The sequence below is a fragment of the Thioalkalivibrio sp. ALE19 genome, from assembly GCF_000428605.1.
Classification (GTDB): Bacteria; Pseudomonadota; Gammaproteobacteria; order Ectothiorhodospirales; family Ectothiorhodospiraceae; genus Thioalkalivibrio.
In genome coordinates this window covers 1-16,329 of the sequence record NZ_AUAG01000040.1, presented here as the reverse complement: position 1 = coordinate 16,329, position 16,329 = coordinate 1, and the positions used below count along the sequence as shown (strand labels likewise).

General features: G+C 67.8%; 16 protein-coding genes and 1 CRISPR repeat array. Of the genes, 10 read left to right on the top strand and 6 right to left on the bottom strand.

Annotated features, from left to right (window positions below):
• Positions 1-293 precede the first annotated feature (293 nt).
• Positions 294-688: direct repeats of the CRISPR family, unit length 29 nt; unit sequence GTGTTCCCCGCACCCGCGGGGATGAACCG.
• A 43-nt stretch (positions 689-731) separates the two neighbouring features.
• Positions 732-1,043, bottom strand: coding sequence for a hypothetical protein (locus tag F787_RS0113305; protein ID WP_028492506.1), 312 nt, complete (start codon positions 1,041-1,043; stop codon positions 732-734).
• Between the two features lie 3 nt (positions 1,044-1,046).
• The gene (locus tag F787_RS0113300) at positions 1,047-1,499 is read right to left on the bottom strand and encodes a helix-turn-helix domain-containing protein (RefSeq protein ID WP_028492505.1); all 453 of its coding nucleotides are present in this window, start codon (positions 1,497-1,499) and stop codon (positions 1,047-1,049) included.
• A gap of 171 nt (positions 1,500-1,670) precedes the next feature.
• Here F787_RS0113300 and F787_RS0113295 point away from each other — a divergent pair, with 171 nt between their 5' ends.
• Complete coding sequence (locus F787_RS0113295; RefSeq protein WP_018869635.1) at positions 1,671-2,087, top strand: HIRAN domain-containing protein; 417 nt, start codon at positions 1,671-1,673, stop codon at positions 2,085-2,087.
• Between the two features lie 170 nt (positions 2,088-2,257).
• On the opposite strand, the gene F787_RS17045 is transcribed toward F787_RS0113295, so the two are convergent.
• On the bottom strand, positions 2,258-2,377 hold the full coding sequence (locus F787_RS17045; RefSeq protein WP_369774281.1) for a hypothetical protein: 120 nt from the start codon (positions 2,375-2,377) through the stop codon (positions 2,258-2,260).
• A 160-nt stretch (positions 2,378-2,537) separates the two neighbouring features.
• Positions 2,538-2,810, bottom strand: coding sequence for a CopG family ribbon-helix-helix protein (locus F787_RS0113285; protein ID WP_028492504.1), 273 nt, complete (start codon positions 2,808-2,810; stop codon positions 2,538-2,540).
• Between the two features lie 237 nt (positions 2,811-3,047).
• Between F787_RS0113285 and F787_RS0113280 the strand changes: the two genes are divergently transcribed.
• Positions 3,048-4,052 carry a hydrolase gene (locus F787_RS0113280; protein ID WP_028492503.1) on the top strand — a complete coding sequence of 335 codons (1,005 nt, stop codon included), beginning with the start codon at positions 3,048-3,050 and terminating at the stop codon, positions 4,050-4,052.
• A gap of 38 nt (positions 4,053-4,090) precedes the next feature.
• Here the strand turns inward: F787_RS0113280 and F787_RS0113275 are convergent, their stop codons facing one another.
• Positions 4,091-5,599: a SulP family inorganic anion transporter gene (locus F787_RS0113275; protein ID WP_028492502.1), complete on the bottom strand. Its 1,509-nt coding sequence runs from the start codon at positions 5,597-5,599 to the stop codon at positions 4,091-4,093.
• 287 nt (positions 5,600-5,886) lie between these two features.
• Between F787_RS0113275 and F787_RS0113270 the strand changes: the two genes are divergently transcribed.
• Together F787_RS0113270 and F787_RS0113265 are read left to right on the top strand one after the other, a co-directional pair.
• The gene (locus F787_RS0113270) at positions 5,887-6,381 is read left to right on the top strand and encodes a universal stress protein (RefSeq protein ID WP_018869630.1); all 495 of its coding nucleotides are present in this window, start codon (positions 5,887-5,889) and stop codon (positions 6,379-6,381) included.
• Between the two features lie 13 nt (positions 6,382-6,394).
• Complete coding sequence (locus tag F787_RS0113265; RefSeq protein WP_028492501.1) at positions 6,395-7,819, top strand: hypothetical protein; 1,425 nt, start codon at positions 6,395-6,397, stop codon at positions 7,817-7,819.
• Here the strand turns inward: F787_RS0113265 and F787_RS0113260 are convergent.
• Positions 7,816-9,855, bottom strand: a complete 2,040-nt coding sequence (locus F787_RS0113260) for a GNAT family N-acetyltransferase (protein WP_028492500.1) — start codon at positions 9,853-9,855, stop codon at positions 7,816-7,818. The genes F787_RS0113265 and F787_RS0113260 overlap by 4 nt on opposite strands.
• A 128-nt stretch (positions 9,856-9,983) precedes the next feature.
• Here F787_RS0113260 and F787_RS0113255 point away from each other — a divergent pair, with 128 nt between their 5' ends.
• The 6 genes from F787_RS0113255 to F787_RS0113230 all read left to right on the top strand — a co-directional run.
• Positions 9,984-10,286, top strand: a complete 303-nt coding sequence (locus tag F787_RS0113255) for an STAS domain-containing protein (RefSeq protein WP_028492499.1) — start codon at positions 9,984-9,986, stop codon at positions 10,284-10,286.
• Between the two features lie 263 nt (positions 10,287-10,549).
• Positions 10,550-10,912: a response regulator gene (locus F787_RS0113250; protein ID WP_018869626.1), complete on the top strand. Its 363-nt coding sequence runs from the start codon at positions 10,550-10,552 to the stop codon at positions 10,910-10,912.
• 2 nt (positions 10,913-10,914) lie between these two features.
• Complete coding sequence (locus F787_RS0113245; RefSeq protein ID WP_028492498.1) at positions 10,915-12,981, top strand: chemotaxis protein CheA; 2,067 nt, start codon at positions 10,915-10,917, stop codon at positions 12,979-12,981.
• 21 nt (positions 12,982-13,002) lie between these two features.
• Positions 13,003-13,524, top strand: a complete 522-nt coding sequence (locus F787_RS0113240; protein WP_018869624.1) for a chemotaxis protein CheW — start codon at positions 13,003-13,005, stop codon at positions 13,522-13,524.
• Positions 13,525-13,537: 13 nt separating this feature from the next.
• Positions 13,538-14,293, top strand: a complete 756-nt coding sequence (locus F787_RS0113235) for a ParA family protein (RefSeq protein WP_028492497.1) — start codon at positions 13,538-13,540, stop codon at positions 14,291-14,293.
• Between the two features lie 15 nt (positions 14,294-14,308).
• Positions 14,309-16,329: methyl-accepting chemotaxis protein (locus F787_RS0113230; protein WP_028492496.1), on the top strand; the 2,021-nt coding region annotated here is incomplete at its 3' end.

Here is a 16,329-nt window from a genome sequence, read left to right as displayed (position 1 = left end):
CAGCGGCGCGAATAACGTTAGGAGCGTTTGAGCGAATGGGGGAGGAAGCGGAGGCGTTCTCGAGCCACACCTTCGCGATGATGAAGAGCAGTAGCCCAATTCGCCGGGCGGAACATGCTTAACCCCGAAGGGCGGTACTACGTGCCGCCCTTTTTCGTGGGTGCGCACGCGCACAGCGACCGAGTCGTCGTTCGATACGACGATTGCGGCGACTATGTGGTTCAAGAAAAAAGACAAGCTGGAAGCGATTAAGGAATTGGGCGAAAGAGTGGCCCGGTAAGACGAGAAAGGAAGTGTTCCCCGCACCCGCGGGGATGAACCGTACGTGATCCCGCGTTTCCGCTACGAGGATTTGTGTTCCCCGCACCCGCGGGGATGAACCGAACTTAAAGGGCGGGCCGACCGTCCGGGGGGGGTGTTCCCCGCACCCGCGGGGATGAACCGGCATCAGCGAGTCCGAGAAAGACGAGGGCCAGGTGTTCCCCGCACCCGCGGGGATGAACCGGGCTTGGGGTCCTTGGGAAGCGGCCAAACCACGTGTTCCCCGCACCCGCGGGGATGAACCGGAGGTCTCGACCGGGTACTTTGCGGAGTCCGAGTGTTCCCCGCACCCGCGGGGATGAACCGAGGCCGGAGTACTTTGCTCCGGATGACGATGAGTGTTCCCCGCACCCGCGGGGATTGAACCCCATGCGATTCCTGCGCCAACGCGTCGCCGACGCCCTGCGCAATCAAATGAATTCGGAAAATTCGCGGAGTCGCTGGGCGGTCACCACCAGGCCGTGTTTCTCGAGAGTGTCGATGTAGGCATCGGGGCCGACTTCCGGATTTCGCAGGGTGCCGCGGTGCTCTTTCGCTGCCGACAGGACCCAACTCTCACCGAGGTCCAGCTGTTGCTCCGCGAAGACATCCGGGTGCAGCGCCTCCAGGATGTCGTCCGTCCACTTCGCGGCGAAAAGCCCGGTACGGGCAAGGCGGATCAGGAAGTCACGCAGTGGGGCCGGATACAGAACGCAGGCATCGTAGATGACGACGAAGCGCATGTATCAATAGCCCATGTCCAGCTCCTGCGCTTGCGCGGCCAGAGCATCCATTGCTTCGCGGCTGTCGGCGTCCATGCGCGCCTTGTAGTTCATGAGGTCTTCATAACGGATGCGGCGGTGCGTGCCGGCCTTGCGAAACGGGATATCGCCCCGCTCGAGAAGTTTGACGACAAATGGCCGCGACACGTTGAGGATCGTGGCGGCTTCCTGGGTGCTAAGTTCCGCGTGGGTCGGGACCACCGTTACTGCGTTCCCCTGGGCCATCTGGGCAAGGATGTCGCGCAACAGAGAGACCGCCTGCCGCGGCACGATCAGGTCGGCTCCGTCCAGACGGATCTGGGCCCGTTCGGCCTCGGGCTTCTCGGCGAGCAGCCGGGCCAGTTCGCTCGCGCTTTCGCGCGCCAGGGCGGCGGCTTCAGGGTCGGGCAGTCGGTTGTTCCTTTCGTGGGCGTTCATCGTCGCTCCTCTCGTCTACCGTTGAATATAGGCACGCCGAGCGCACAAACGCAATAAACGAAACAACATCAACGGAGATGACAGTGGCGACGGCGCTGGCCAGGTGGCTCACTGTGTGAGCCACCGCCTGTGGTGGGATACGGGTACTGCCACACGAACCCGGAGGTTCCCATGCAACGCAACGGTTCCCGTTTTCCCGACCAGGCCCGTCCCGTTCCGGTGCTGCGCGGTTATTATGCGCGGCGCGACCGGATTCAGAACACGGCGACCACGGAGGAGCTCCTGCAGCGGATCCCGCTGGCGGGGTATCGGCATCACGAGGCGCCGCGGCTGTGGCCGCATCTGCGCCGCGGGCAGGGGCTGACGGTGCAGCGCGAACGGCTGAATCCGGTCGATCCGAACGCAGTGGCGGTGTGCTGGCTGGATCACCAGCTGGGGTATCTGCCGCGCGAGGAGAACGACATGGCGGCGGAGCTGCTGGACCGCGACGAGGAGCTGGTGGCCCGCATCATCGACAAGCGCGACAGCGAAGATCCGTGGGAGCGCCTGGAGCTGGGGGTCTACCGTCGACGGACGCCGGGCCAGTAAGCGCGCCCCGCCGTCCAGTGGCCGCACCCGACGCCGTTCAGGCGCTCCTGCCGGACCGCCTCACGCCGGACGATCTGAAAATTCCGGCCCCGAACCTGTAAGGCGCGGTTACGGATTCCGCTGTTCGTGACCGATGCACGGCACAAGCGATTGAAGCTCGGGCTCCGCATTCAGTAACCCGCCTCTTTCTGGTGCCGGAAGGCGAGGACATACACGGCGTCGTCGGCCGGTTCGTGACGGTAGAGGGCCACGAATCCGGAGTCGCCGAAGGCAATCACCAGCTCACGCAGTTCGGGGATTTCAGGGTCCGGTCGCCCAATATCGGGGCCGTTTCCAGCAGCAGGAATTGCCGCTCGATCACCTGACCCGCGCGCCTGGCCGCATCCGGAGCTTTAGTGGCGAGAGCGCGCCGGCATCGCTCCAAACCTTCTGCGGCGCCTGCGGTGACGATTACTCGTGGCACTCGGGCACGGCTCCTTCATCGTCAGTGCCCCATGTTCTCAACCAGTCGCGGGCTTCCTGCCCGGTCAGGTGCTGGCCGGTTTCCCGATAGGCCGACCAGGACGCCAGGGCTTCCTGCCTGAAACTCTCTCGAGCTTCCTCGCGGTCAACGTATTGGCGGATGGCTTCGAGCATGATCCAGTGGGGCGACCGTCGGCGTTGGGCGGCGAGATCCTGGACGCGGGCTTTCAGTGCGTCATCGATTTTCAGGGACGTTGCCATGGTGGTCCTCGTATTACTGGGTATTACCTTGTGCTAAGTTAGCGCGGCATCCGGCCCCGAGTCCATCCCTGCGATCCATGAGCGGGGAGTCTCGAAAACGATCGACACCAGGACATCCGGAGGCAAGATCGTTTCCCACGTCTTTGGCGCCGTGGCCCGGTTCGAGCGCGCTCGGGGCACTTCATGGCCTGCTCGCTGTCCGCAGAACCATCCGGTGGCGATCCTGGAGACCAGAGGTTGAGCGACCCGCCCGAGGGCAAGACGGATCAGGCGTTCCGGCCGGCCTGGTGGCTGCCGGGACGCCATGCGCAAACGGTCTTTCCGGCACTGTTTCGCGCGCCGCCACCGGTGCGGCTGGAGCGCGAACGCCTGGAACTGCCGGACGGGGATTTCCTCGAGCTGGCCTGGGGGCCGCCGGGACGCGGTCTGGTGCTGGTGGGCCACGGTCTGGGCGGCGACGAGACCTCGGGCTATGCGCTGGGGGTGGTGGCGGCACTGGCGCGGCGCGGGATCGGCAGCGCGGTGCTGATCTCGCGCGGGGCCGGCTCGCACCCCAACCGCCTGCGCCGCAGCTATCACGCGGCGGCATGGGACGACCTCAACCACGTGGTGGAGACCCTGCAACGGCGCGATCCCGCCCGGCCGATGGCGGTCTGCGGGTTTTCCCTGAGCGGTTCCATGCTGCTGTCGTGGCTGGGGGAACGCGGCGACACGCCATTGGCCACGGCGGTGGCGGTATCGGTGCCGTTCGATCTGGCCGCCAGCGCCGATGCACTGGAGCGCGGGTTCGCGCGGGTCTACCAGTGGCATTTGATGCGCGGTCTGCGCCGGGTGACGCTGCGCAAGTTCGCGGCGCGCGACGATGCCCCGCTGCCACTGGCGGAACTGCGCCGCATGCGCCGGCTGCGCGAGTTCGACGAACGCATCACCGCCCCGCTGCACGGCTTTCGCGACAGTGCCGACTACTACACCCGCGCCAGCTGCCGCCCGCGCCTGGGCGCGATCCGCCAGCCGACCCTGATCCTGCATGCCGCGGACGACCCGTTTGTCCCGGCCACCAGCGTTCCCGCCACCCGCAAGCTGGGCCCCGGGATCCGGCTGGAGCTGCAGGCACGCGGCGGGCATGTGGGCTTTGTGGCCGGAGACGTGCCCGGGCGCCCCCGTTACTGGCTGGACACCCGCATAGCCGACCACATCATCACGCACCTGGAAGCGGCGCTGAACACCGGCGCCGGGCGATAGCCGAACGCCCGGGGCGCCCCGTCACGCGCCGGCGCGGATCAGTGCCCGCCGGGTTCGCTGGCGCCACCTTCCTTGTCGTGCTGCGCGAGCTTGTCGTGGAGCTCGCCGCTCTGGCCGGGCGGGGCCTTCACTTCCACTTCCATGCCATTGCGGCGGAATTTGGCCACCACCTTGTCGATGGCGGCCACCGCGGAGCTGTCCCACAGCGAGGCCTCGCTGAGGTCGATGACCACGTGATGAATGCGCTCGCGGTAGTCGAAGCTGTCGATGAACTTGTCCACGGCCACGAAGAACAGCTGCCCGCGGACCTTGTACGTACGGATCCTGCTTCCTTCCGGTCGTTCGCTTTCCACATGGACGGCGTTGACCATCTTGCGCGCGAAGAACACCGCGCTGAGCAGCACGCCGGCGAACACGCCCAGCGACAGGTCGTGGGTCACCACGGTCACGCCCACGGTCACGATGAGCACGGTGGCATCGGTGCGCGGGAGCTTGTGCAGAGTGGTCAACGAGCTCCAGTCGAAGGTGGCGATGGAGACCATAATCATCACGGCCACCAGTGCGGCCATGGGGATGATGGAGACCAGATCGCCGAGAAACACGATCAGGATCAGCAGGAAGATGCCCGCCGACAGGGTGGACAGCCGTCCCAGACCGCCGGATTTGATGTTGATGACCGACTGGCCGATCATCGCGCAGCCGGCCATGCCGCCGAAGAAGCCGGTCACGATGTTGGCGATGCCCTGCCCCTGGGCTTCGCGGTTCTTGCCCGAGGGGGTGTCGGTCAGGTCGTCCACCACCTGCGCGGTCATCAGCGATTCCAGCAGCCCGACCACCGCCAGCGAGAACGCGGTGGGGAAGATGATCTGCAGGGTCTCCAGGTTCCACGGGATGTCGGGGAACAGGAACACCGGCAGGCCGTCGGGCAGCTCGCCCATGTCGCCCACTTCCATGGTGGGCAGGCCCATGTAGTAGACCACGATGGTCAGGACCACGATGGCCACCAGCGGGGGCGGCAGCAGTCTGGGATAACCCGGGATCAGCGGCAGGCCGTAGAGGATCAGCAGGCCGACGGAGACCAGCACCCACATGGTGGTGTCACCGTCCACCAGATACGGCACCTGGGACATGAAGATCAGGATCGCCAGCGCGTTCACGAACCCGACCATCACGGTGCGCGGGATGAACATCATGTAACGCCCCAGCTTGGCCCAGGCGAACAGCAGCTGGATCACCCCGGTCAGCAGGGTCGCGGCCAGCAGGTACTGCAGCCCGTGTTCCGCCACCAGGGTGACCATCAGCAGGGCCATGGCCCCGGTAGCCGCGGAGATCATGCCGGGGCGACCACCGGTGAAGGCGATCACCACTGCCATGGAGAAGGACGCGTACAGTCCCACCGACGGGTCGACCCCGGCGATGATGGAGAAAGCGATCGCCTCGGGAATGAGGGCGAGGGCGACCACGATCCCCGCGATAAGGTCGCCACGAACGTTGAAGAACCAGATGTCACGCTGGCGTTGCCAGAAGGCCTTTAGCGTCTGCTGCACGGCAAATCTCCCGGATCAGAGGTTTGACGCGCCGGCCCTGAGCACGGTGCAGACCGCGACTGCAGTGATAAGACGGGTGGGATTGACGGGCACCGGTCAGTGGGGTACTGCTAGGCATCCCGTGGCCACCAGTTACGGCGCTGGATCACGGACGAGGAGCAGGTCACAGAAACCGCCCGTGAGAAAGGCGCGAGAGTCTAACACCTCATCAGCGTTTTCTGAAGTGCCAGCCTCAAAGTCCAACGGGGTCGCCCCCGCCACGCACGCTCGAAAATCAGGATTTCCGCATGCTGCAACGCGTCATTGTCGCCATCGATTTTTCTTCCGCCTCGGCCGCGGCCCTGGCCATCGCCCGGCACCATTGCCCCGGTGCCACGCGCCGCCTGCTGCACGTGATGAAACCCGCAGATGTCGCCCGCGGCAGCGCGGCCGGGGCGATGGCCGGGGCCGGCTCCTCGCCGCTGCATTCGAAAGACATGCGCCAGTCGGCGGAGGATCAGGCCCATGCGCGGCTGAAGGAATGGGCGCGGGACGACGAGGAATGCGCGGTGGCCGTGGGCAGTGCACCCGAGGAAATCTCCCGCCTGGCCGAGGAGTGGGATGGCGAACTGATCGTGATGGGCACCCGCGGGCGCAGCCAGCTCGCCAGCATGCTGTCGGGCTCGGCCACCGAGTGGCTGGTGCGCCACGCCAGTCTGCCGGTGATGGTGGTGCACGATGTCCCGCTCAGCGACGCGATGCGCGAGCACCTGCCGCCCGGCTTCGAACACCACAAAGGATGATCCTGGAGGTTTCATGATGGCTGCAAAGACTCGATTCGGCAGCACCCTGATCGCGGCGCTGAGCCTCGCCGGAGGCGCCGCGCATGCGGGCACCGGCACCGCCACCGTCGCCCAGACCCTGGACCGCGACGGCCAGCCGCTGGTCTCCGTCGACGGCGCACGGGCAGAGGACACCTTCGCCGCCCTTGGGGCCCTGACGGTCAAGGGCCGGCTGATGCGCGACAGCGAGATGGGCCATGAAGGCTATCGCCCTGAACTGGCCGGAGACCCGATGCAGGCGGTCGGCGAACGCTGGCTGGACCTGCTGGACTACGCCCAGGGGGCGTTCCTCGACCAGGGCCGCCTGCGGGCGCACGTCGGTGGGGAAGACGAGGCCGGCCCGGCCGCCTATGCCGAGGCCGGCTATCTCTATCACATGCACCACAGCGCGGGCCGGTTCGAGGACCTGGGGCTGTACGATGACCTCACCCACAAGCCCGGCCCGATGATCTCGCAGCTGGAAAACCATCTGGTCAACACGCGCCACGAAGACGGCCGGATCGACGGCGCCGACGCCAGCGATGCCGAGGCCTTCGCCTACGGCATGGATGCGCTGCACGCCTCGGCCTATGCCTGGGTCCGCCAGGACAAGCCGGGTGGCGCCGATGACATGGGCCAGCTCGACCTGGACGCGCTGGCCGGCTGGCTGGGCCATTCGCGCGACGACCTGGTCGCGGTCGCCCGTGCGGTTGCGGACCGGGCCGATGAGGCCTGGGACGCGGACGCCGGGATCTACGTGCTGGACGAGGGTGCCGAGTGGTCCGTCGATCAGCTCGGTGCCATGCTGCGCGGGCACAAGGGCTTGTACGAGATGCTGGCGCTGTACGGAGACGATGACGACCAGGAACGGGCGGAAACCCTGGCGGATCGCGCCGCGGCCATCACCACGGCCGTGCTGGACGGACACGGGCCGCTGCGTGACTGGGGCCTGCCCGCGCGCCTGGAATTCGTCGACGGCCGGGCCATGGCCGCGTCGGACGAGGTGGATGTCGGAGGCCAGTGGCGCTTCGTGCATCAGGTCACCGGCGGGTTTTCCATCCTGCGCGAGCGCGACGGCACGTCCGGCCTGATGGGTGAACGCCACCCCGAACTGGAGCAGAAAGTGGGCCGGGCGCTGGACCGCATGTTCCTCGGCGCGCTCGAATACCAGCTCGACGGCGACTACGTGCCGGCCCGCCTGGACCATGGCGACGGCTCGGTCAGCGACCCGACCGTCACCACCCGCGCGGCGGCGGCCTTCGTGCAGGCCGTGGGCAACGGCTACCGCGCCGGCGATGCATTCGACCGCCCCGGGGCCTGGGACGACGACGCCGAACTGGCCGAACGCAGCGAGGCCCTGTACGACGCGATGCTGCGCCACGGCGAGCTGGTCAGCTCGCGTCTGGTGCGGGTGGACTAGCGGGTCCCGGGCCGGATTTCGGGCCGGCTCCCGGCCAGCCACCGGGCCGCCGCCTCGCGCAGGCGGCGGATGACCCCGCGCCGGCCGGAGACCCCGGCCAGCGCTTGCAGGGCCGCCCAGTCCTGCTGCTGCACGCACGCGGCATGCAGCAGGGCCCGGCCCGAGTCCTGGCCCGAGTTCAGATCCAGCTCGCGATCCCGCGCGGCCTCGGCCGCCAGGGCCCGGCGCAGTGCCGGCAGGGCCCACTCGAAGCTGCGGCTGCGATGGGCAAACGCCTCGATCGAGGCGCGATCGTCCGCCTCGACTTCACCGTGCTCGCCGGGCGCCGGCAGGCTCTGCTCGATGGCACGGGTGGTGGCGCTGTCCAGCTGCTCCGCAGCCAGCGTTCGCCATAACGGCCAGTCGCGGGCGAACGCCCCCTGCACCGCCGCCAGCGCCGGCCCCGCCTCGCCGGCCTGCGGCAGTGCACGCATTACGATCAGCGTGACCTGCCCGCTGGCCGGATCCGGGCGCACGCCCAGGCGCACCGGCGCGAAGCCCTCGCGCCGCCAGAAGTGCAGCATGCCCGGGGTCACCCCGAACGCCGCGCCCAGGAGCCCCACCCCGTCGCGCGCGGCCCTTTCGGCCACCGCGCGCAGCAGGCGCGTGCCCAGCCCGCGCCCCTGCCAGGCGGGATGCACCGCGATCCGGTGGATCCGCCAGGCGGTCTGCTGCGCCAGTGAAAAGGAACCTACTGCGGCCAGGGTGCACGGCAGGAAGCGCCCCGGCGGCCGCCGCTCGCCGGCCCACACCGCGTCCGCCAGCTCGGGGTCCAGCCCCGGCTCGGCCTGCACCAGCACCGCCCCGAACAGGGCGCCATCACGTGCCCCTTCCAGCAGCAGGACATGCAGGTCCGGATCGTCCAGCCAGCGCTGCAGATCGGAGGGCCGGGTGCGGTAATGCGCGTCGGCCAGCAGGCCGGTCAGCGCCTGCAGGCGGGCGGCGTCGCCCGCGAGGTCGGCCGGCGAGCGCCACGCCAGACGCACGGCCTGGGGCGACGGCTCGTGGCTGGCCGCCTCCAGCAGGAACAGCCGGTTGATCCAGTCTTCCAGCGGGTCGCCCGCGGCCCAGCGCACGGGCTCGTGCAGGCGCAGGATCCGCGGTCGCAGTCCGCCCCGTTCCAGTGCCGGCAGCACCCGCAGGCGGAACCCCTGACCGCTGCCCTCGAACCCGCCGGTGGTGGTCGCCAGCACCACTCGCCGGGCGCGCCGGGTCAGTTCGAGCAGGCGCTCCACCGGGATGGCCGCGGCCTCGTCCACGGTCAGCAGGTCGGGCCGTGCCGGGGTATCCAGCAGGACCGCCGGTGCGCAATACAGCGTCGCGGGATCCACGACGGGCGAGCCTTCCGCAGCCTGCGCCAGCAGGCGCTCGGCCGCGGCGGGGGCCGGCGCGGTCACGGCAATCTCCCCGTCCGGAGCGCCCGACAGCCGCAGATGTTCACCCAGCCACTGTCCGAGCACGGTGGACTTGCCGCGCCCGCGCGGGGCAATCACCACGTCGCAGCGCCGCCCGCCCGGGGCGTCCGGTTCACCCGGGTCGCGCAGCCGCTCCAGCACCCGCTGCTGGTCGTCGGTCCAGCCCTCGCCGGGCACGGCGCCAGCGGGGCGCGGCCAGTTCGCCGGCCGTCCGGGGTCGGGATGCTCCACCACCGCTTCCGCCAGCGCCTGTCGCCAGCGCTCGCCGAACGGCGTGGCGCCACCGGCATCCGTGAGCAGCACCAGCACCCCACCCCCGCGCAGGATGCCGCTGACGATCACCAGGGCATCGGCGGGGACACCGGACTGCGCCTCGAATACCACCACGTCGCGCTCGCGGCCCAGCCAGTCTCCGGCCTGGGCCGGACGCACCGCGGGAAGATCCGCAGGCGCGCGGCGGCCCACCCACAGGACGCCGTGGCCACCGGCCTGTTGCCGCAGCCATTCGCCCGCGCACTCGCAGACCTCCGGCCGCCCCGGCAAGGCGATGATGCGTCGATGCGGCGGACCGGAACGGACCATCGCGAGTGCCCCCGGAAAAAAGAAACGGAACTTGTGAAAACGTGACGAACCTCAAAACCTGCGTCCCGATGCCGACACAGACCGGAACGACCGCACGCGACATCTCGCAGCATGAACCAGGAGCCCGCATGAATACCAACGAACAGCCCGCCATCGAACTGCCGGAACGCCTGCGCATCGATGCCGTCGAGGCGCTGACCGAAGCCGCGCGCCAGACCCTGGACCAGGGCCAGCCCCTGCGGCTGGACGGTCAGGGCGTCCGGGACACCGACACCGCAGGCCTGCAACTGCTGGCGATGCTGCGCCGGGAAGCCGACCGCCGCGGCCAGCCCATGGCACTCGATCCCGTCAGCCCCGCCCTGGAAAGCGGCCTGCAGCGCCTGGGGCTGGAGGGCCACGTGCAGGACTCCGCGAACCCGCAGGGATCCTGACGACAGCACGACACAAAGCCTTTCCGGATGTACAGGAATGGTCAAGCTTTTGTCGTTTTTCCGCGGAGCGGAACCGCTCGGCTCAAGTTTTTCCTCCGGGGCACGTTAAATTCTGTGACGGACCCCGAGTTTGCTGTACAGTCCTTGTACAGGTTTTTCGGAGAATGCGACGGCGATGCTGGCACACGGCTTGCTGCAGGTCACACGACCGGACCCGGGGTCGCCCGCATGAACAAGACAATCGGATAACAGGGGGGCACGCAATGGCCAAGGTGCTGGTGGTGGACGACTCGTCCTCGATGCGACAGATGGTGAGCTTCGCGCTCAAGCAGGCCGGTCACGACGTGACCGAGGGCCGGGATGGCAACGACGGCCTGAGCAAGGCACAGGGGCTGAAGGCCGATCTGGTCATCACCGACGTGAACATGCCCGGCAAGGACGGCCTGGAGCTGACCCGCGAGCTGCGCAAGCTGCCCGACTACAAGTTCACGCCCATCCTGGTGCTGACCACCGAGGCCGGCCCGGAGAAGAAGCAGGAAGGCAAGGCCGCCGGCGCCACCGGCTGGCTGGTCAAGCCGTTTGATCCGGAAAAGCTGATGAGCACCGTCAACAAGGTCCTGCGCTAGCCATGTCCATGGACATGTCCCAGTTCACCGAGGCCTTCCTCGAAGAAAGCTTCGAGGGGCTGGAACACATGGAGACCGAGTTGCTGGCGCTCAACGCCGGCGACGAGGAAACCCTGCACACGATCTTCCGTGCGGCCCACTCGATCAAGGGCGGCGCCGGGACGTTCGGGTTCAGCGCCATCTCCGAATTCACCCATGGCATGGAGACCCTGCTCGACCGCATGCGTAACGGTCAGCAGGAGACCACCCCGGAGATCGTCAATCTGCTGCTGCGCGCGGTGGACGTGCTGCGCGGCCAGCTGCAGGCGGCCCGCGATGGTGGCGAAGCCGACCCGGCCGAGGCGGCCGAGGTGCGGGCCCTGATCGAGGCCACGCTGGGTGAGGACACCCCGGCACCGGCGACCGGAGGGGGCAGCGATGACGCGGACTCCGGCAACGCCGACGGGGGCGACGACGGCACATCGGGTGGCTGGCGCATCCAATTCCGTCCGCACGCCGACCTCCTGCGCACCGGCAACGACCCGCTGCGCATGTTCGAAGTACTGGAGGAGCTGGGCGAGCTGACGGTGCACTGCGACGCGGAGGGCCTGCCCCCGACGCTGGAGGGCTTTGAGCCGGAAGCCAGCTACCTCGCCTGGACCCTGGAGCTGCGCGGCGACGCGGACCGTGCCGACGTCGAGGAAGTCTTCGAATGGGTCGAGGACGAATGCGACCTGACGATCGAACCGCTCGAAACCGCCGGCGACAGCACCGGAGCGCAACCCCCGGCGGACCCGGCCCCGGACGGCTCCGGCCCGGAATCCACGCCCCCCGGCGGTGAGGACGGCACGGGCGGAGCCCCCGCACGCGCGGCCTCGAAGCCGACCGAATCCAGCTCCATGCGGGTCAACGCCGCCAAGATCGACGCCCTGATCGACATGGTCGGCGAGCTGGTCATCACCCAGTCGATGCTCACCGACATCAGCGAGCAGATGGAAGAAGATCCCGCGCGCGTGGAGCAGCAGATCGAGCGCCTGCGCTCGGGGCTGGCCGAACTGGAGCGCAATACCCGCGAGCTGCAGGAAAGCGTGATGGGCATCCGCATGGTGCCGATCGCCCAGGTCTTCAACCGCTTCCCCCGCCTGGCCCACGACCTCTCGGGCCAGCTCGGCAAGCAGATCGACCTGCAGATGGAGGGCGAGCTCACCGAGATCGACAAGACCGTGCTGGAGCACCTGGGCGATCCGCTGGTGCACCTGGTGCGCAACGCCATCGACCACGGCATCGAGATGCCCGACGAGCGCAGCGCGGCCGGCAAGGACCCCACCGGCCGGGTCACACTGGAGGCCTACCATCGCGGCGGCAACGTGGTGATCGAGATCCGCGACGACGGCCGCGGGATGAACTCCGACCGCATCCTGGAGAAGGCCCGTGCCGCCGGTCTGCTGCGGCCGGACCAGAACCCGGAACCGCACGAGATCCTGCAGTACATCTTCGAGCCCGGACTTTCCACCGCCGATCAGGTCTCCGACCTGTCGGGACGCGGCGTGGGCATGGACGTGGTGAAGAAGAACATCCGCGGGCTGGGCGGCAACATCGAGCTGCATTCCGAACCGGGTCGGGGCTCGCGGGTCACCATTCGCCTGCCGCTGACTCTGTCGATCATGGACGGCCAGCTGCTGAAGATCCATGACGAGACCTTCGTGATCCCGCTGATCGCGATCGTCGAGTCACTGCAGACGGAACCCGAGAACGTGAAGCAGGCCTTCGGCAAGCTGCCGCTGTATCGCCTGCGGGATGAATACATCCCGGTCGTCGACCTGGCGGCCCTGTTCGGCCAGGCCGAACCCACGCCGATGCCGGATCGGGCCCTGCTGGTGGTGGCCGAGGCGGACAACCAGCGCGTGGCCCTGCGGGTGGATGACCTGCTCGGGCAGCAGCAGGTCGTGATCAAGACGCTCGAAACCAATTTCCGCCGGGTGCCGGGTACGGCCGGGGCCACCATTCTCGGCGACGGCCAGGTGGCGCTGATCCTGGACGTTGCGGGCATTGCCCGGATGGCCGCCGGACACGACACCCGCGCCGCATGATCACCAATGGAGTCCAACGCAATGGCTAACGACGCGACCCAGTCCATCCAGGATCCGGCCACCGCCGGGGAGGACCAGTACCTGACCTTCATCCTGGCCGACGAGGAATACGGGGTGGACATCCTCCGCGTGCAGGAGATCAAGGGCTGGGAACGCCCCACCCCGCTGCCCAACACGCCCGACTACATCCGCGGCGTGATCAACGTTCGCGGCATGATCGTGCCGATCATCGACATGCGCCTGCGCTTCGGCATGGAACCGCTGGAGTACGGCCCCACCACGGTGGTGATCATGCTGCGGGTGATCAGCGAGGACCGCGAACGGGTGATGGGCATCGTGGTGGACGCGGTCTCCGAGGTGTACAGCATCGGCGACGACAACCTGCAGCCGGCCCCGGATTTCGGTACCCGCATCGGCATCGACTTCGTGCGTGGGCTGGCCACGGTGGAGGAAAAGATGATCCTGGTACTGGACATCGACACCCTGCTCGGCCCCGGCCTGATCGCCAGCGAAGACGCGATCCGGGAAGAACAGGGCGCCTGAGGCATAACGACCCATGCGCACGTTCGCGGTGATCAACCAGAAAGGCGGCGTCGGCAAGACCACGGTGACGCTGAACCTGTCGCACGCGCTGGCACTGGCCGGAAACCGCGTGCTGGCGATCGACGCGGATCCGCAGGGGCACCTGACCATGGCCTTCGGCCTGGAGGATCCCGCCGGACTGGACCGGGTGCTGCACGGCGAGGCGCGCATGCGCGACGCCTTCAGCGAGGCCGGCAACGGACTGCAGGTGGTGGCCGCCGGCGAGCATCTGCAGGAAGTGGAAAACCTGAACGAGGGCGGCGCGCAACGCGGCTGGCGGCTGCAGCGCGCACTGGCGGAGATGGACGAGCCGTTCGACTACGTGCTGATCGACTGTCCGCCGTCGGCCGGCCTGCTGGGCATGAACGCGATCATCGCCGCCGACGAGATGCTGATCCCGGTGGCCGGCGACTTCCTCTCGCTCAACGGGCTGTCGCGGCTGATGCGCATCCTGCACGGCATCGAGGAGCGCCTGGGCGGCTCGCGGCCGAAATGGATCGTGCTGTCGCGGTTCATGGAACAGCGCCGCCACGCCCGCGAGGTGCGCGACCGGATCCGCGAGCACTTCGGCTCGCAACTGCTGGAAACCACCATCCGCGAGTCGGTGGTGCTGGCCGAGAGCCCGAGCTTCGGCCAGACGATCTTCGAATATCAGCCCCGGCATCGCGCCGCCGGGGACTTCAGGGCCCTCGCCGGGGACCTGATGGAAACGGCGACGGCAACGGTCTGAACGACGGGACACGCAATGAGCACACGCAAGCGCAACAAACTGGGCAACGATCCGCTGGGGTGGATGGACGACGGCGACGAAGCCCGGTCCGGGACCTCGGACGAGCCACCGCAGAGCGAGGCATCCGGGTCCGACGACACCGGCGATCCCGGCGACGCCGCAGAGAGCGAGGCGCGCCCCGCGCGCCGCAGGGCACCGGCGAAGAGCCGCAGCCGCAAGAACACCGGATCCGCCCGCACCGAAACTCCGCAACAAGCTTCCAGCGAGGACAGCACCATGGCCGAAAAAACGCAGAACGCCAACGCCTCCGAAGAACGGCTCGACGGCGAGTTCATGCGCGCCGCATGTGAGGGTTCGCGCATGTCAGTCATGATGTGCGACCCGGACATGAACATCATTTACGCGAATCAGCATGTCATGGACCTGCTGACCGAACGCAAGCAACAGATCCGGCAGCGGTTCCCCGATTTCGATCCGGAGAACCTGGTGGGCCAGTCGATCGATCAGTTCCACGTGAACCCGGCGCACCAGCGGGCGATCCTGCAGAACCCGGATCGCCTGCCCTGGACCGCGAATATTGAAGTGGGCGGAATCGAGTTCCAGCTCAAGGCCACCGCCGTCGTGGATGACGAGGGCAACTACCGGGGCAACATGGTGGAATGGAGCGACACCACCGAGTTCAATCGCGCCGAGCGTGAACGCGCACGCTTCGCCGCGGCCATCGATGGCGCCGAAGCGGCCCTGATGATGTGCGACGAGGACATGAACGTCACCTTCGCCAACCAGGCGGTACAGCGCATGTTCGAGCGCCATCAGGCGACCTTTGCCCGGCATTTCGCGGGCTTCGATCCGCGGAATCTGGTGGGCCAGTCGATTGACCGGTTCCACGAAAACCCCGCACATCAGCGCTCGATCCTGCAGAACCCGGAGCGCCTGCCGCATGAAGCCGAGATTGCCCTGGATGATCTGCGGTTCCGCATCAACGCGACGGCGATCATCGACGCTCGCGGGAACTACGCTGGCAACATGCTGGAGTGGCAGGACGTCACGGAAGTGCGCCATGCTGAAGAAGAAATCGCATCCCTGATCGAGAACGCGGCCAGCGGCAATCTGGGCGAACGCCTGGACCCCGAGCAATACAGCGGCTTCACCCGGGTCGTCGGTGAAAAGATCAATGGTCTTCTGGACGCCGTGGTACCGCCGTTGCGCGAAGGTTCGCGCGTAATGCAGGCGATGTCCGAGGGCGACCTGACCGCGCGAATGGAAGGGGACTTCCAGGGCGAGTTCGCGGAGTTTCGCGATGCCATCCACGACACCATGGACAATCTGGACCGGCTGGTCGGCCAGATCCTGGAAGGGGCCCACAACGTGCGTTCGGCCTCCTCCGAGATCGCCCAGGGCAATACCGACCTCTCCCAGCGCACCGAGGAACAGGCCTCCTCGCTGGAGGAAACCGCCTCTTCGATGGAAGAGATGACCTCCACGGTGAAGTCCAACGCCGACAACTCCAAACAGGCCAACCAGCTCGCCGTCGCCGCGCGCGACAAGGCCGCCGAGGGCGGCGAAGTCGTCGGCAAGGCCGTCGACGCCATGGGCGAGATCAACCAGTCCTCGAAGAAGATCTCCGACATCATCGGCGTCATCGACGAGATCGCCTTCCAGACCAACCTGCTCGCCCTCAACGCCGCGGTCGAGGCCGCCCGCGCCGGCGAACAGGGCCGCGGCTTCGCGGTCGTCGCCACCGAGGTCCGCAACCTCGCCCAGCGCAGCGCCCAGGCCGCCAAGGAGATCAAGTCCCTGATCTCCGACTCGGTCGAAAAGGTCGACGAGGGCACCAAACTGGTCGACGCCTCCGGCAAGGCCCTGGAGGAGATCGTCGACTCGGTCAAGAAGGTCTCCGACATCATCGCCGAGATCGCCGCCGCCTCCGAGCAGCAGTCCACCGGGCTCGACGAGATCAACAAGGCCGTCTCCCAGCTCGACGAGGTCACCCAGCAGAACGCCGCCCTGGTCGAGGAGGCCGCTTCCGCCTCCGA

Coding starts and splice junctions, on each gene's coding strand:
- F787_RS0113270 (WP_018869630.1), top strand. CDS start 5,887: ATGCTGCAACGCGTCATTGTCGCCATCGATTTTTCTTCCGCCTCGGCC.
- F787_RS0113305 (WP_028492506.1), bottom strand. CDS start 1,043: ATGCGCTTCGTCGTCATCTACGATGCCTGCGTTCTGTATCCGGCCCCA.
- F787_RS0113285 (WP_028492504.1), bottom strand. CDS start 2,810: ATGGCAACGTCCCTGAAAATCGATGACGCACTGAAAGCCCGCGTCCAG.
- F787_RS0113245 (WP_028492498.1), top strand. CDS start 10,915: ATGTCCATGGACATGTCCCAGTTCACCGAGGCCTTCCTCGAAGAAAGC.
- F787_RS0113255 (WP_028492499.1), top strand. CDS start 9,984: ATGAATACCAACGAACAGCCCGCCATCGAACTGCCGGAACGCCTGCGC.
- F787_RS0113260 (WP_028492500.1), bottom strand. CDS start 9,855: ATGGTCCGTTCCGGTCCGCCGCATCGACGCATCATCGCCTTGCCGGGG.
- F787_RS0113235 (WP_028492497.1), top strand. CDS start 13,538: ATGCGCACGTTCGCGGTGATCAACCAGAAAGGCGGCGTCGGCAAGACC.
- F787_RS0113300 (WP_028492505.1), bottom strand. CDS start 1,499: ATGAACGCCCACGAAAGGAACAACCGACTGCCCGACCCTGAAGCCGCC.
- F787_RS0113295 (WP_018869635.1), top strand. CDS start 1,671: ATGCAACGCAACGGTTCCCGTTTTCCCGACCAGGCCCGTCCCGTTCCG.
- F787_RS0113240 (WP_018869624.1), top strand. CDS start 13,003: ATGGCTAACGACGCGACCCAGTCCATCCAGGATCCGGCCACCGCCGGG.
- F787_RS0113265 (WP_028492501.1), top strand. CDS start 6,395: ATGATGGCTGCAAAGACTCGATTCGGCAGCACCCTGATCGCGGCGCTG.
- F787_RS0113250 (WP_018869626.1), top strand. CDS start 10,550: ATGGCCAAGGTGCTGGTGGTGGACGACTCGTCCTCGATGCGACAGATG.